The organism is Pseudomonas sp. FBF18, from assembly GCF_024261405.1.
In the GTDB taxonomy this organism is placed as follows: Bacteria; Pseudomonadota; Gammaproteobacteria; order Pseudomonadales; family Pseudomonadaceae; genus Aquipseudomonas; species Aquipseudomonas palmensis.
In genome coordinates this window covers 39,126-51,951 of sequence record NZ_QKRS01000016.1, presented here as the reverse complement: position 1 = coordinate 51,951, position 12,826 = coordinate 39,126, and the positions used below count along the sequence as shown (strand labels likewise).

The window sequence follows — 12,826 nt, the reverse complement described above, 5'->3', positions numbered from 1 at the left end:
ATTCCTAGAGCAGACCTTGCAGCGTGCGATGCAACATTGAGATGTTGCTTCCTTTAGCCACAAACCCTGTTTGGGTCTCTGTAAGAAGGGCCAAAACTTTATCAGCTTCAGCTTTGCTTGGGAAGGCCCCAAACACACAACTTCCAGTTCCGGTTAGCCTAGCATCCGTGAATTTACCTAGTAAATTCAGTGAGTTACGTACTTCCGGGTAACTCTGCTCTACTACCGGTTGGCAGTCATTACGACTGTTTCCCTTGGGAACGGGGCGCATCTTAATGGGCGGTGAATTACGTGTCAACAACGGATGCGAAAAAATTTCTGCTGTACTTACAAATACTTGCGGTACCAGCACGACGTACCAGGGTTCCTCGGGGTCGACGGGGGTGAGCTTCTCGCCCACGCCTTCGGCAAACGCCGCGTGCCCGCGCACGAAAACCGGCACGTCGGCGCCCAGTGTCAGGCCCAGCTCGGCCAGCTGGTCTTCGCTGCAGCCAAGCTGCCACAGGTGGTTGAGACCGAGCAGGGTGGTGGCGGCATCCGAACTGCCACCGCCGATGCCGCCGCCCATGGGCAGTACCTTCTTCAGGTAGATGTCCACGCCCAGGGGGCAGCCGGTCAGTTGCTGCAGCTTGCGCGCCGCGCGCACGATCAGGTTGCTCTCGTGGGGCACATCCTTGAGGTCGCTGTGCAGGATGACCTGGCCGTCGTCGCGCAGGTCGAAACTCAGTTCGTCGGCATGGTCCAGAAACTGGAACAGCGTCTGCAGCTCGTGGTAGCCGTCGTCGCGGCGGCCGAGAATGTGCAGCATCAGGTTGAGCTTGGCCGGGGCCGGCAGGGTCAATCGGCTCATCATCAATGCCCCAGCTGGCGCGGTTGCCATTCCTTGACCACCACGGTCACGTCGAGGTCCTGGCCGTGCAGCTTGAGGCGCTCGGGCAGCCAGTAGCCGTTCTGTTCGGTGTAGCTCAGGTACTCGACGCTCCAGCCGTCCTGCTTGAGGCTGGCCAGGCGGCTGTCGCCGTCCAGGGTCAGTTGGCTCTTGCTGTCGGGGGCGGGCAGGCCGCGTACCCACCACACCAGGTGCGACACCGGCAGTTCCCAGCCCAGTTGCTCGGCCAGCAGGCTCTCCGGGCTTTGTGCCTCGAAACGGCCCTGGTTGGCAACTTCCAGCACCACCTGGCCCGGACGGCCAGTAAGCCGTGCGGCGCCGCGACCCAGCGGGCCGGACAGGCGAATGTCGTAGTAGTCCTGGCGTTGCAGCCAGAAGAGGGTGCCACTGCCGGAGTCTTTCGGTGCGCGGATGCCCACCTTGCCGTTGATCTGCCAGCCGTCGAGGGTGCTCAACTGCTGTTTGTGTTCACGCCACAGTTGCGCGTTGCCCTGGCCCTGCACGGCCTCGCGGGAGCCGAAGCTGGAACAGCCGGCAAGCACGGCGATCAGGCTGAAGGTGATGAAATGGCGCAGTAACATAAGCTTATAGAGTCTCGGATCCGGTCAGGCGCAAGACGGTCTTGCGCAGAATAGGGCTGTCGGGCTGGCCTTCGAAGGCCTTGGCCCAAACCTGGCGGGCTTCACGACGCTTGCCGTTGGCCCACAGTACTTCGCCCAGGTGCGCCGCGACCTCGTGGTCGGGGAAGCGCTCCAGGGCCTGGCGCAGCAGGCGCTCGGCCTCGTCCAGGTTGCCCATGCGGTAGTTGACCCAGCCCAGGCTGTCGAGCACGGCCGGGTCTTCGGGGTTGATCTGCAGGGCTTTCTCGATCAGGCCCTTGGCTTCGGCATAGCGGGTGGTACGGTCGGCCAGGGTGTAGCCCAGCGCATTGAGCGCCATGGCGTTTTCCGGTTCGCGTTGCAGGATGCTGCGCAGGTCCCTTTCCATCTGGGCCAGGTCGTCGCGCTTCTCGGCGAGCATGGCACGGCTGTACAGCAGGCTCAGGTCGTCCGGGTACTGCCGGATCGCTGCCTGCAACACCTGCATGGCCTGGGCGTCCTTGTCATTGTTGCCAAGGGTTTCGGCCTCGATCAGGTACAGCTGGATCGCGTAGTCCGGCTGCGCCTCGCGGGCTTCGGCAAGGCGCCGGCTGGCCTCGTCGGTGCGCCCGTTGGCAATCAGGATGTCGGCCTGGCGCAGTTGCGCGGGCAGGTAGTCGTTGCCAGGGCCGACCAGGGCGTACTCGGTCAGGGCCGCTTCGGAATCGTTGCGCTCTTCGAAGATGCGCCCCAGGTTCAGGTGCGCCGCATCCACGTGGCTGTCGCGCTCGATCAGTTCCTGCAGGTAACTGGTGGCTTCGTCGAGTGCCTTGGCCTCGATGCTCACCAGCGCCAGCGAATAGCGCAGTTCGTCGTCTTCGGGGTATTGCTGCAGCAGGTTGGCGAACTCGACCTTGGCGTCGTCGATGCGGTCCTGCTCCACCAGGGTGCGCGCGTAGGTCAGGCGCAGGCGCTTGTCGTCGGGGTTGCGGGCGATGGCCTTGCGCAGCAGCGGCAGGGCTTCGGGGCCGCGGTCGAGCGATTGCAGCAGGCGCGCACGCAACAGGATCGGGGCAATTTCACCGTCCGCCGGCGGGTGGGCTTCGAGCAGCGCCAGGGCGGCCTCGGACTTGCCGTCCTGCTGTAGCAGCAGGGCCTTGCCGAACACCAGCTGGCTGTTGTCGGGGTACTTTACCAGCAGGCGGTCGAAACTTTTCTGCAGGCCGTCGCGGGTGTCCTGGTCGGTTTCGGCCGCCGACAGCGCGAGAAAGTCGAAATGCGTGTCGCCCTGACCCTGCAGCACCTTCTCCATGAACACCATCGAATCGTCATAGCGTCCGCTGCGCGCCAGCTGGATGGCGGCGGCGCGTTGTGCGTCGAGGTTCTCGGGGTCGTTCCTGGCCCATATCAGTGCGGTATCGAGGGCGGCCTGATCGGCGCCCAGGTACTCGGCAATGCGAAATGCCCGCTCGGAAATGCCCGCGTCCTGGGTCTTGATCGCCTGGGTGACGTAGTTGTCCAAGGCGATATCGAAGCGGTTGCGCTGCCCGGCGAGCTCGGCGGTCAACAGGCTGTATACCGTGTCCTGGGTGAACGAGCCGTACACCGTGGGCTTCTTGGCCTCGGCGACCGTGGCCGCATCGTCGGCAGGCGCCGTGGCGTCCCGGGCGCCCGGGGTCAGCGTCTGGCAACCCTGGAGCAAGGCAAAGGCGAGGAATAACGCGGAAGATCTATTCATAGGGAGGATTTGGGCGGCTTACCTGCGGTCGGATCATCATGACACAAGGATCATGGCAAACCCATCGTCGATGGGGCTTTTGGATACAGACTATAAGAGACAATAACGAGCGGTGGTTGTTCTCTATCCGGCGAAGTAGGACAATTATCGGCTTCTCGTCACAATCAGCGACCTTGAATGGCCTTTCTTGCCCTCGGTATCAACCATAAGACTGCCTCGGTAGACGTACGCGAGCGCGTGGCGTTTACGCCCGAGCAGCTGGTCGAAGCCTTGCAGCAGCTGTGTCGACTGACCGCCAGCCGCGAAGCTGCGATCCTTTCGACCTGCAATCGCAGCGAACTGTACATCGAACAGGATCACCTGGCGGCGGACAGCGTACTGCGCTGGCTGGCCGATTATCACAAGCTGAGCCTGGATGAACTGCGCGCCTGCGCCTATATCCATGAAGATGATGGCGCCGTGCGGCACATGATGCGGGTGGCCTCCGGGCTCGACTCGCTGGTGCTGGGCGAGCCGCAGATCCTCGGCCAGATGAAATCGGCCTATGCCGTGGCGCGCGAGGCCGGCACCATCGGGCCGCTGCTGGGGCGCCTGTTCCAGGCGACCTTCAGCGCCGCCAAGCAGGTGCGTACCGATACCGCCATCGGTGAAAACCCGGTGTCGGTGGCATTTGCCGCCGTGAGCCTGGCCAAGCAGATCTTCAGCGACCTGGGCCGCAGCCAGGCCCTGCTGATCGGTGCCGGCGAAACCATCACGCTGGTGGCGCGACACCTGCACGAGCAGGGCGTGCGCCGCATCGTGGTGGCCAACCGCACGCTGGAGCGCGCCAGCACCCTGGCCGAGCAGTTCGGTGCCCATGCGGTGCTGCTGTCGGACATCCCGCAGGAGCTGGTCAACAGCGATATCGTGATCAGTTCCACTGCCAGCCAGTTGCCGATCCTGGGCAAGGGCGCGGTCGAGAGTGCGCTCAAGCAGCGCCGGCACAAGCCGATCTTCATGGTCGACATCGCCGTGCCCCGCGACATCGAGGCGCAGGTGGGCGAGCTGGACGACGTGTACCTGTACACCGTCGACGACCTGCACGATGTGGTGGCCGAAAACCTCAAGAGCCGCCAGGGCGCCGCCCAGGCCGCCGAAGAGCTGGTCACCGTGGGCGCCGAGGACTTCATGCTGCGCCTGCGCGAGCTGGCTGCGGTGGATGTGCTCAAGGCCTACCGCCAGCAGAGCGAGCGCCTGCGCGACGAAGAGCTGCAAAAGGCCCAGCGCCTGCTGGCCAACGGCAGCAACGCCGAAGAGGTGCTGGCGCAGCTGGCCCGCGGCCTGACCAACAAGTTGCTGCACGCGCCGAGCGTGCAACTGAAAAAGCTGTCTGCCGAAGGCCGCCTCGATGCGCTGGCCATGGCCCAGGAACTCTTTGCCCTCAACGAGGGCTCCACGGATAAAACCCCGCAATGAAAGCGTCGCTGCTGAATAAACTGGACACGCTCCAGGACCGTTTCGAGGAATTGACCGCCCTGCTGGGTGATGCCGAAGTGATTTCGGACCAGACGCGCTTCCGTGCCTACTCGCGCGAATATGCCGAGGTCGAGCCCGTGGCACAGACCTACGCGCAGTGGCGCAAGGTGCAGGCTGACCTGGAGGGCGCCCAGGCCTTGCTCAAGGACAGCGACCCGGACCTGCGCGAAATGGCGGTCGAGGAAGTACGCGAGGCCAAGGAGCAACTGGCCGCTATCGAAGGGCAACTGCAACGCATGCTGCTGCCCAAGGACCCGAACGACGGGCGCAACGTGTTCCTCGAGATCCGTGCCGGCACAGGTGGCGACGAGGCGGCGATCTTCTCCGGCGATCTGTTTCGCATGTACTCGCGTTATGCCGAGCGTCGCGGCTGGCGCCTGGAAATCCTCTCCGAGAACGAGGGCGAGCACGGCGGCTACAAGGAAATCATCGCCCGCGTCGAGGGCGACAGCGTGTACGGCAAGCTCAAGTTCGAGTCTGGCGCACACCGCGTGCAGCGGGTGCCGGAAACCGAGTCCCAGGGCCGCATCCACACCTCCGCGTGCACCGTGGCGGTGCTGCCCGAGCCCGACGAGCAGGTGGCCATCGAGATCAACCCGGCCGACCTGCGGGTGGACACCTACCGCTCCTCCGGCGCGGGCGGCCAGCACGTGAACAAGACCGACTCGGCCATCCGCATCACCCACTTGCCCACCGGCATCGTGGTCGAATGCCAGGAAGAGCGCTCGCAGCACAAGAACCGCGCCCGTGCGATGTCCTGGCTGTCGGCCAGGCTCAACGACATGCAGACCAGTGCCGCGCAGAACGCGATCGCCAGCGAGCGCAAGCTGCTGGTGGGCTCGGGTGACCGCTCCGAGCGTATCCGTACCTACAACTATCCACAGGGCCGGGTGACCGATCACCGCATCAACCTGACCCTGTATTCGCTGGATGAAGTACTGGCGGGCGGCGTCGATGCGATCATCGAGCCGCTGCTGTCCGAATACCAGGCCGATCAACTGGCCGCACTGGGTGAGTAAATGACCATCATTGCCAGCCTGCTGCGCGGGGCGCAGCTACCCGACTCGCCCACCGCGCGCCTGGATATCGAGCTGCTGCTGGCTGCGGCCATCGGCAAATCGCGCAGCTACCTGCACACCTGGCCCGAGCGCATCGTCAGCAGCGAAGCGGCCGCAACCTTCGCCACCTACCTGCAGCGGCGCAGCCAAGGCGAGCCGGTGGCCTATATCCTCGGCCAGCAGGGCTTCTGGAAGCTTGACCTGGAAGTGGCCCCGCACACGCTGATCCCGCGGCCGGACACCGAGCTGCTGGTGGAGGTCGCCCTTGAGCTGCTGCCGGCAACGCCATTGCAGGTGCTCGACCTGGGCACCGGCAGCGGCGCCATCGCCCTGGCCCTGGCCAGCGAGCGCGGCGGCTGGCAGGTGACGGCCGTCGACCGGGTGCCCGAAGCCGTGGCCCTGGCCGAGCGCAACCGCCAGCGTTTGCAGCTGGACAACGCCAAGGTGCTTGCCAGCCACTGGTTCGACGCCCTGCAAGGGCAGCGCTTTACGCTGATCGTCAGCAATCCGCCCTACATCGCCGAGCAGGACCCGCACCTGGCGGCCGGCGACGTGCGCTTCGAGCCCAGCAGTGCGCTGGTGGCCGGCAGCGACGGGCTCGACGACCTGCGCCAGATCATCACACAGGCCCCGCAGCACCTGCTGCCCGGCGGCTGGCTGCTGCTGGAACATGGCTATGACCAGGCTGCAGCGGTGCGCGAACTGCTGGCGCGACACGGGTTCGAGCAGATCCAGAGCCGCACCGACCTTGGCGGCCATGAGCGCATCAGCCTCGGGCGCCTGGCATGCTGAACGACGAGGAGCTGTTGCGCTACAGCCGGCAGATCCTGTTGGCCCAGGTGGATATCGACGGGCAGTTGCGCCTCAAGGGCAGCCGGGTACTGATCGTCGGCCTGGGCGGCCTGGGTTCGCCGGTGGCGCTGTACCTGGCGGCGGCCGGTGTCGGCGAGCTGCACCTGGCCGACTTCGACACGGTCGACCTGACCAACCTGCAACGCCAGGTGATGCACGACACGGCCGCCGTGGGCCTGAGCAAGGTCGATTCGGCCATGGCCCGGCTGCAGGCGATCAACCCGCAGGTCGCCCTGGTTGCCCATCGCCAGGCCCTGGATGACGACTCCCTGGCCCAGGCGGTGGGGGCGGTCGACCTGGTACTGGACTGCTGTGACAACTTTGCCACCCGCGAGGCGGTGAACGCTGCCTGCGTCGCGGCCGGCAAGCCGCTGGTCAGCGGTGCGGCCATTCGCCTGGAAGGCCAGCTGTCGGTGTTCGATCCGCGCAACCCGCTCAGCCCCTGCTACCACTGCCTGTACGGGCATGGCAGCGAAGCCGAGCTGACCTGCAGCGAAGCCGGTGTGCTCGGCCCGCTGGTAGGCCTGGTGGGCAGCCTGCAGGCGCTGGAGGCCTTGAAGCTGCTGGCCGGGTTTGGCGAGCCGCTGGTGGGTCGCCTGCTGCTTGTCGATGCCCTGGGAACGCGGTTTCGCGAGCTGCGGGTCAAGCGCGACCCGGCCTGCAGCGTGTGTGGCGCCGGCCATGCGTGAAGCGCCTGTCGGGGTGTTCGATTCCGGCGTGGGCGGGCTGTCGGTGCTGGCGGAAATCAGCCGCCTGCTGCCCGACGAGTCGCTGCTGTATGTGGCGGACTGCGGGCATATTCCCTATGGCGAGAAGTCGCCCGAGTTCATCCGCCAGCGCTGCCGCCTGGTAGCCGAGTTCTTTCAGCAACAGGGCGCCAAGGCCATGGTGCTGGCCTGCAACACCGCCACCGTGGCGGCGGTGGCCGATCTGCGCGAGCGCTACCCGCACTGGCCGCTGGTGGGCATGGAGCCGGCGGTAAAGCCGGCGGCAGCGGCCACCCGCAGTGGCGTGGTAGGGGTGCTGGCAACCACTGGCACCCTGCAGAGCGCCAAGTTCGCCGCGTTGCTGGATCGCTTTGCCAGCGACGTTCGTGTAGTTACCCAGCCGTGTCCGGGGCTGGTGGAACTGATCGAGGCGGGCGACCTGGACAGCCCCGCACTGCGCCAGTTGCTGCAGGGCTATGTCGAGCCGCTGCTGGCCGCCGGCTGCGACACCCTGATCCTGGGCTGCACCCATTACCCCTTCCTGAAACCGCTGCTGGCGCACATGGTGCCGCCGGCCGTGGCCATCATCGATACCGGCGCTGCCGTGGCCCGGCAACTCCAGCGTTTGCTGGGTGAACGGGACCTGCTGGCCCACGGCCCGGCGCAGCCTGCGCAGTTCTGGACCAGCGGCAGTCCGGCACATTTGGTAAAGATTCTGCCGATGTTGTGGAATAAATCTGACAGTGTGCGAAGCTTCGACTTGTAAAAAAACTGTGAAAAATGCATTTTTTTCCTGAACTATCGTACTACTGCCGATTTCTATTCAATCGTCTGATGAGACACAAAACCACAACAGCATTTAGGAAAAGGGACGTTTCTCATGAAGAAACTGCTTTGCTTGGCTGCGATTGCAGCCGTTACCCTGGGGCACTCTTTCACCGCAAACGCCGCTGACGCCTCGTTTTCCGTAGGGCAGACCGGTGACTCGACCATGGTCTATCGCCTTGGGCTGCAGTCCAACTGGGACGCCAGCTGGTGGCAGACCAGCGTCGGCCGCGTGACCGGCTACTGGGACGGTGCCTACACCTACTGGGACGGCGACAAGACTTCCAGCAACCACAGCCTCTCGTTCGCGCCCGTGTTCGTCTACGAGTTCGCCGGTGAGTCGGTCAAACCCTACATCGAGGCGGGTATCGGTGTAGCGGCCTTCTCCAGCACCAAGCTTGAAACCAACAAGCTTGGCTCGTCGTTCCAGTTCGAAGACCGCATCGGGTTCGGCTTGCGCTTCGCGGGCGGACACGAGGTAGGCGTGCGCGCCATCCACTATTCGAACGCGGGCCTGCAAAGCCCCAACGATGGCGTGGAAAGCTATTCGCTGCACTACCGCATGCCGCTCTGACGGTCGGCCGGTACCCTGCACCACGAAAAAGGCCCTGACTTGCGTCAGGGCCTTTTTTCATTTTGGCAGCGGCCACAGCTCATTGACCGCCAGCGCCTGCAGGGTCAACTGCTGCGGGCGTTCGCCCAGGCGTTGCAGGATGGCGCTGGCAGCCGAACTGGCGTCCCACTCATCCGGGATGGCAGTGGCTGTGTTCATGGCCTGTGCAGGCGTCTGAGGGGCCACGATGGTCAGGTCGATGCCGTGTGCGACCAGCAGGGGGCGGGCGTCTTCGAACAGTGACGCGATGCTGTTGGCAGGGCGCCGCGGCTGGCCGGGCTCGCCCAGCTGCAGGGCAGAGTACGCACTGAGAATCCCCACCACCTGCGGGGCGCGCCCCTTGTCCAGAAGGGGGAGCGCGCCATCGAGGCAGTGCGAGGCGGCGGCCAGGTTGCTTCGCACCACGTCCTGCAGCAGTGTCTGGGTAATCGGCAACGGCAGGTAGTCGCAGGTGCCGGCGTTGACGATCAGGCCGTCGATGGCCTGCCATTGCTCGGTCAGGGTGGCGCAGGCGCGCCTGGCCTGCGGCAACTGGTGCAGGTCGCCGGCAAGCACAAGGACCCTACCGGGATAGTCGGTCTCAAGGGGGTGTGCATCGTCGCGATTGCGAACACTGAGCGCCACCTTGCAGCCCTGTTCAAGCAGCGCCTCTGCCAAGGCATGCCCAAGTCCGTTGCTGGCACCAGTAATCCAGATGCGCCGAGGTCGATCACTGCTCAAGATCCTTTCCTCAATCGTTGCGTTTAGGTAAGTGTTTGAACGCATCAAGTGCGCGTTGGCGACTAGAACTTAAGTCTACAATTGCATGAGGATAGACATCTATTGCAAACAAATCGTTCTGGACATTGGGTAAATGGACGGCCTTGTGGTCCAGGTTGCCGCGTTCAGGCAGCCAGTGCTTCAGAAATCGCCCTGCAGGGTCGAAGCGTTGCGACTGGCTCACCGGATTGAAGATCCGAAAGTAGGGCACGGCGTCGGTACCGGTCGAGGCGCTCCACTGCCAGCCGCCGTTGTTGGCGGCCAGGTCGCCGTCGATCAGGTGGCGCATGAAGAAGCGTTCGCCTTCACGCCAGTCGATCAGCAGGTTCTTGGTCAGAAACATGGCCGTGACCATGCGCAGGCGATTGTGCATCCAGCCTGTGGCGAGCAACTGGCGCATGGCCGCATCCACGATAGGGATGCCGGTGCGGCCCTGTTGCCAGGCCAGCAGGTCCTGTGGCGCATTGCGCCAGGGCAGGGCTTCGGTATGTGACCTGAAGGCACGGTGGCGGGAAACCTGCGGGTAGCCCACCAGGATGTGCTTGTAGAACTCGCGCCACAGCAGTTCGTTGATCCAGGTGATGGCGCCGGCATTCCCGCTGTCGAATTCGCCGAAGTTGCAGGCCAGGGCGGCATGCAGGCACTGGCGGGGGGAGATCACCCCGGCGGCGAGGTAGGCCGACAGCTGGCTGGTGCCAGGTACGGCAGGAAGGTCGCGCTGTACCGGATAATCCTCGATGGCCTCGTCGACAAAGCGCGCCAGGCGGCGCGCGGCTTCATCCTCGCCTGCCGGCCACAGCGTGCGCAACGCGTCAGGCGGTGTCTCGAAGCCGGCCACCTGGGTGGGGACGGTGTCGCTGGCAATGGCCAGCCGGGCCTGGGCTGCCGGCGCCGAAACCCGTGAGGGAAGCCCCAGGTGAAGGCGTTCGTAGCACACCTTGCGAAACTGGCTGAACACCTGGAAGTAACCGCCGCTGCGGGTCAGGATGCTGCCGGGCTTGAACAGCAACTGGTCCAGGTAGCTGTGCACCTGGATGTCGGCCTGGCGCAATGCCTGCTGCACGGCCTGATCGCGACGTTGTTCGTGTACCCCGTATTCCTCGTTCAGGTGCACGGCACTGACCGCATGTTGCCTGCACAGCGCGAGCAGTACCCGAGGCGCATCGGCCCACTGGTCGGCAGGCACAATCAGCAGGGGAATGTTCAGGGCGTCCAGTGACTGGCGCAGGCTGTGCAGGTTGCGCAGCCAGAAGTCCACCTTGCACGGGGCGTCGTCGTGGGCGAGCCACTGCCCGGGGCTTACCAGCCACACCGCCAGGGTGGGGCCGCGCGAGCAGGCAGCGGCCAGCGCAGTGTTGTCGTGAACGCGCAAGTCGTTGCGCAGCCAGATCAGTTGCATACGAAATCCTGTGAATGTGGGGGAGACGTCAGGTGGCCAGCAGGCCCAGCAACAGGGCGGGCAGCGCCACCACAGAGGACGGCAGATGCACGTTGCCTGCCTGCAGGCCCGCCGCCTCGGCATGCTCCTTGTAGAGCGCGGCCATGCTGCCCAGCAGCAGGGTCGGCAGATCGATCGCATTGAGGCTGCGCTGCAGTTCACGCGGATCGAGCGCCGCGTTCAGGCACATCACCAACGCACAGGGTTTGAGCTGCTGCACGGCAAACGCCAGCTCTCGAGGTGGCAGCGGCCAGTCGAATACCTCGACCGCGCAGCCGGCATCACTGAGCAGCCAGGCGCACAGCCACAGCTGCGGGTCGAATGGAAGGGCCGAGGCGTTGACCAGCAGGGCGGGCGCGGCGTTCAGCTGACGGTTGTTGTGATACACCCGCACGCCAAGTTTGCTGCGCAGCCAGGTATGGAAGAACACCTGCTCCATGCGGGCGGCAAAGTGCCCGTGCCAGCGGGTGTCGAGTTCTTGCAGCAACGGCAGCAACAGTTGCTCGCACAGGGTGGCGGCGGGGTAGAGGGCCATGGCCTGGTTGAACAGCTGGTCGAGTCGGCGTTCGGCCAGTTGCGCGATGCAGTCGACCAGTTGCAGGCGCAGGGTGTGCCAGTCGTCGTTGCCGGGTGCGGGTTGCACTGCTGGGGAGGTGTCGAGCAGCGGCTTGACCTGGCCCACCGCGATTCCGCGGTTGAGCCATTGCAGAATCTGCTGGATGCGCTGCACGTGTGCGGCGCTGTAGAGCCGGTGACCCTTGCCGGTGCGCTGCGGCACGATCAGCCCGTAGCGACGCTCCCACGCGCGCAGGGTCACGGGGTTGACCCCGGTCAGGCGGGTGACTTCACGAATGGGCAGCAGGTCGTCTTCAGATGGCATTGCGCAGGCTCAGGTTTTCCGGGTGCGGTTGCAGATAGACCTGCTGCATGAGGTAGGGGTCGGGGTGGCGGCGCAGGTGGTGCTTGAGCAGGGTCAGCGGCACCACCAGCGGGACGATGCCGGCCTGGTACTGCTCGATCAGGGCGCGGATTTCCTGTTTGTCGCGGGGGTCGAGAAACCGGCGCAGGTAGCCGCTCAGGTGCATCAGCACGTTGCCGTGGGTGCCGCGACTGGCGCAGCGGCTCAGGGCGCTCATCAGCTGGCTGAAATACCGTGGGCCGATCTGGGTGGGGTCGTCCTGGCGCTGCATGCTGCCCAGCAACTTGCCGAGCACCTTGTACTGCTGGGGGTTGTGCGCCATCAACTGGTACTTGTAGCGCGAGTGGAAGGCGATGAGGGCATGCCGACTGAGCCCGCCTGCCAGCAATTGTTGCCAGTCGGCGTAGGCATACACGCGGGTGATGAAGTTTTCCCGCAGTACCGGATCGCACAGCCGGCCATCCTCTTCGACCGGCAGGTCGGGGCGCTGGGCGCAGAACCGTGCGGCGTACAGGCCGCGACCGCCTTCGGTGGCCGGGTAGCCGTTGGCCTGGTACACCTTGACCCGTTCCAGGCCGCAGGATGGCGATTTCTGCATGAAGATGTAGCCGCAGATGTCGGTCAGTTGCCCGGCCATTTCTGCGCCGTAGGCATCCAGTGCCTGGCTGACGTCCAGGCTGGCATCGCGGCTACCCACGGCCCTGGGGTTGGCCGGGTCACCGGTCAGGCGGATGGCCTGGCGAGGTGTGCCCAGGCCGATGGCGACCTCGGGGCAGATGCCGATGAAGTCGAAGTGTTCGGCCAGCACTTCATTGCACAGGCGCGAGGCCTTGTGCCCGCCGTTGTAGCGGACCTCTTCGCCGGTCAGGCATGCACTGATGGCAATCTTTGGTCTGGTGGCCGCCATGGTCGCTCTCGACTGAAATTTGTACAGA

13 protein-coding genes are annotated in these 12,826 nt (G+C 64.9%); 6 read left to right on the top strand and 7 right to left on the bottom strand.

What is annotated here, in order from left to right:
* Nucleotides 1–4: 4 nt before the first annotated feature.
* From ispE to DN387_RS21085, 3 genes are read right to left on the bottom strand one after another with little or no spacing between them, the layout of a single operon-like run.
* Nucleotides 5–853 (bottom strand): 4-(cytidine 5'-diphospho)-2-C-methyl-D-erythritol kinase, encoded by an 849-nt coding sequence (gene ispE, locus DN387_RS21095; RefSeq protein ID WP_043864328.1) that lies wholly within the window; start codon nucleotides 851–853, stop codon nucleotides 5–7.
* Nucleotides 853–1,470 carry a lipoprotein insertase outer membrane protein LolB gene (lolB, locus tag DN387_RS21090; protein ID WP_043864329.1) on the bottom strand — a complete coding sequence of 206 codons (618 nt, stop codon included), beginning with the start codon at nucleotides 1,468–1,470 and terminating at the stop codon, nucleotides 853–855. The genes ispE and lolB overlap by 1 nt, the downstream gene beginning before the upstream one ends.
* Before the next feature lie 4 nt (nucleotides 1,471–1,474).
* Nucleotides 1,475–3,205, bottom strand: coding sequence for a tetratricopeptide repeat protein (locus tag DN387_RS21085; RefSeq protein ID WP_054916245.1), 1,731 nt, complete (start codon nucleotides 3,203–3,205; stop codon nucleotides 1,475–1,477).
* A gap of 177 nt (nucleotides 3,206–3,382) precedes the next feature.
* On the opposite strand from DN387_RS21085, the gene hemA reads away from it, so the two are divergent.
* The 6 genes from hemA (at nucleotide 3,383) to DN387_RS21055 (ending at nucleotide 8,736) form a co-directional block, all read left to right on the top strand.
* On the top strand, nucleotides 3,383–4,660 hold the full coding sequence (gene hemA, locus DN387_RS21080; protein ID WP_043864331.1) for a glutamyl-tRNA reductase: 1,278 nt from the start codon (nucleotides 3,383–3,385) through the stop codon (nucleotides 4,658–4,660).
* Complete coding sequence (gene prfA, locus DN387_RS21075; RefSeq protein WP_054916244.1) at nucleotides 4,657–5,739, top strand: peptide chain release factor 1; 1,083 nt, start codon at nucleotides 4,657–4,659, stop codon at nucleotides 5,737–5,739. The genes hemA and prfA overlap by 4 nt, the downstream gene beginning before the upstream one ends.
* Nucleotides 5,740–6,570, top strand: coding sequence for a peptide chain release factor N(5)-glutamine methyltransferase (gene prmC, locus DN387_RS21070; protein ID WP_054916243.1), 831 nt, complete (start codon nucleotides 5,740–5,742; stop codon nucleotides 6,568–6,570).
* Nucleotides 6,564–7,319 carry a molybdopterin-synthase adenylyltransferase MoeB gene (locus DN387_RS21065; protein WP_054916242.1) on the top strand — a complete coding sequence of 252 codons (756 nt, stop codon included), beginning with the start codon at nucleotides 6,564–6,566 and terminating at the stop codon, nucleotides 7,317–7,319. The genes prmC and DN387_RS21065 overlap by 7 nt, the downstream gene beginning before the upstream one ends.
* Nucleotides 7,312–8,103: a glutamate racemase gene (gene murI, locus DN387_RS21060; RefSeq protein ID WP_043864474.1), complete on the top strand. Its 792-nt coding sequence runs from the start codon at nucleotides 7,312–7,314 to the stop codon at nucleotides 8,101–8,103. The genes DN387_RS21065 and murI overlap by 8 nt, the downstream gene beginning before the upstream one ends.
* A 114-nt stretch (nucleotides 8,104–8,217) precedes the next feature.
* Nucleotides 8,218–8,736 (top strand): acyloxyacyl hydrolase, encoded by a 519-nt coding sequence (locus DN387_RS21055; RefSeq protein ID WP_043864335.1) that lies wholly within the window; start codon nucleotides 8,218–8,220, stop codon nucleotides 8,734–8,736.
* Between the two features lie 57 nt (nucleotides 8,737–8,793).
* Here the strand turns inward: DN387_RS21055 and DN387_RS21050 are convergent, their stop codons facing one another.
* From DN387_RS21050 to DN387_RS21035, 4 genes are read right to left on the bottom strand one after another with little or no spacing between them, the layout of a single operon-like run.
* Complete coding sequence (locus DN387_RS21050; RefSeq protein ID WP_177333003.1) at nucleotides 8,794–9,495, bottom strand: SDR family oxidoreductase; 702 nt, start codon at nucleotides 9,493–9,495, stop codon at nucleotides 8,794–8,796.
* A gap of 10 nt (nucleotides 9,496–9,505) precedes the next feature.
* Nucleotides 9,506–10,933, bottom strand: a complete 1,428-nt coding sequence (gene phrB, locus DN387_RS21045) for a deoxyribodipyrimidine photo-lyase (RefSeq protein WP_054916240.1) — start codon at nucleotides 10,931–10,933, stop codon at nucleotides 9,506–9,508.
* Nucleotides 10,934–10,961: 28 nt separating this feature from the next.
* Complete coding sequence (locus tag DN387_RS21040) at nucleotides 10,962–11,852, bottom strand: MerR family transcriptional regulator (protein ID WP_043864337.1); 891 nt, start codon at nucleotides 11,850–11,852, stop codon at nucleotides 10,962–10,964.
* Nucleotides 11,842–12,798, bottom strand: coding sequence for a DUF523 and DUF1722 domain-containing protein (locus tag DN387_RS21035; RefSeq protein ID WP_054916238.1), 957 nt, complete (start codon nucleotides 12,796–12,798; stop codon nucleotides 11,842–11,844). Before DN387_RS21035 ends, DN387_RS21040 begins: the two co-directional genes overlap by 11 nt.
* Nucleotides 12,799–12,826: the final 28 nt, after the last annotated feature.

Coding starts and splice junctions, on each gene's coding strand:
- hemA (WP_043864331.1), top strand. CDS start 3,383: ATGGCCTTTCTTGCCCTCGGTATCAACCATAAGACTGCCTCGGTAGAC.
- ispE (WP_043864328.1), bottom strand. CDS start 853: ATGATGAGCCGATTGACCCTGCCGGCCCCGGCCAAGCTCAACCTGATG.
- phrB (WP_054916240.1), bottom strand. CDS start 10,933: ATGCAACTGATCTGGCTGCGCAACGACTTGCGCGTTCACGACAACACT.
- murI (WP_043864474.1), top strand. CDS start 7,312: ATGCGTGAAGCGCCTGTCGGGGTGTTCGATTCCGGCGTGGGCGGGCTG.
- DN387_RS21035 (WP_054916238.1), bottom strand. CDS start 12,798: ATGGCGGCCACCAGACCAAAGATTGCCATCAGTGCATGCCTGACCGGC.
- DN387_RS21040 (WP_043864337.1), bottom strand. CDS start 11,852: ATGCCATCTGAAGACGACCTGCTGCCCATTCGTGAAGTCACCCGCCTG.
- DN387_RS21055 (WP_043864335.1), top strand. CDS start 8,218: ATGAAGAAACTGCTTTGCTTGGCTGCGATTGCAGCCGTTACCCTGGGG.
- DN387_RS21065 (WP_054916242.1), top strand. CDS start 6,564: ATGCTGAACGACGAGGAGCTGTTGCGCTACAGCCGGCAGATCCTGTTG.
- DN387_RS21085 (WP_054916245.1), bottom strand. CDS start 3,205: ATGAATAGATCTTCCGCGTTATTCCTCGCCTTTGCCTTGCTCCAGGGT.
- prfA (WP_054916244.1), top strand. CDS start 4,657: ATGAAAGCGTCGCTGCTGAATAAACTGGACACGCTCCAGGACCGTTTC.
- prmC (WP_054916243.1), top strand. CDS start 5,740: ATGACCATCATTGCCAGCCTGCTGCGCGGGGCGCAGCTACCCGACTCG.
- lolB (WP_043864329.1), bottom strand. CDS start 1,470: ATGTTACTGCGCCATTTCATCACCTTCAGCCTGATCGCCGTGCTTGCC.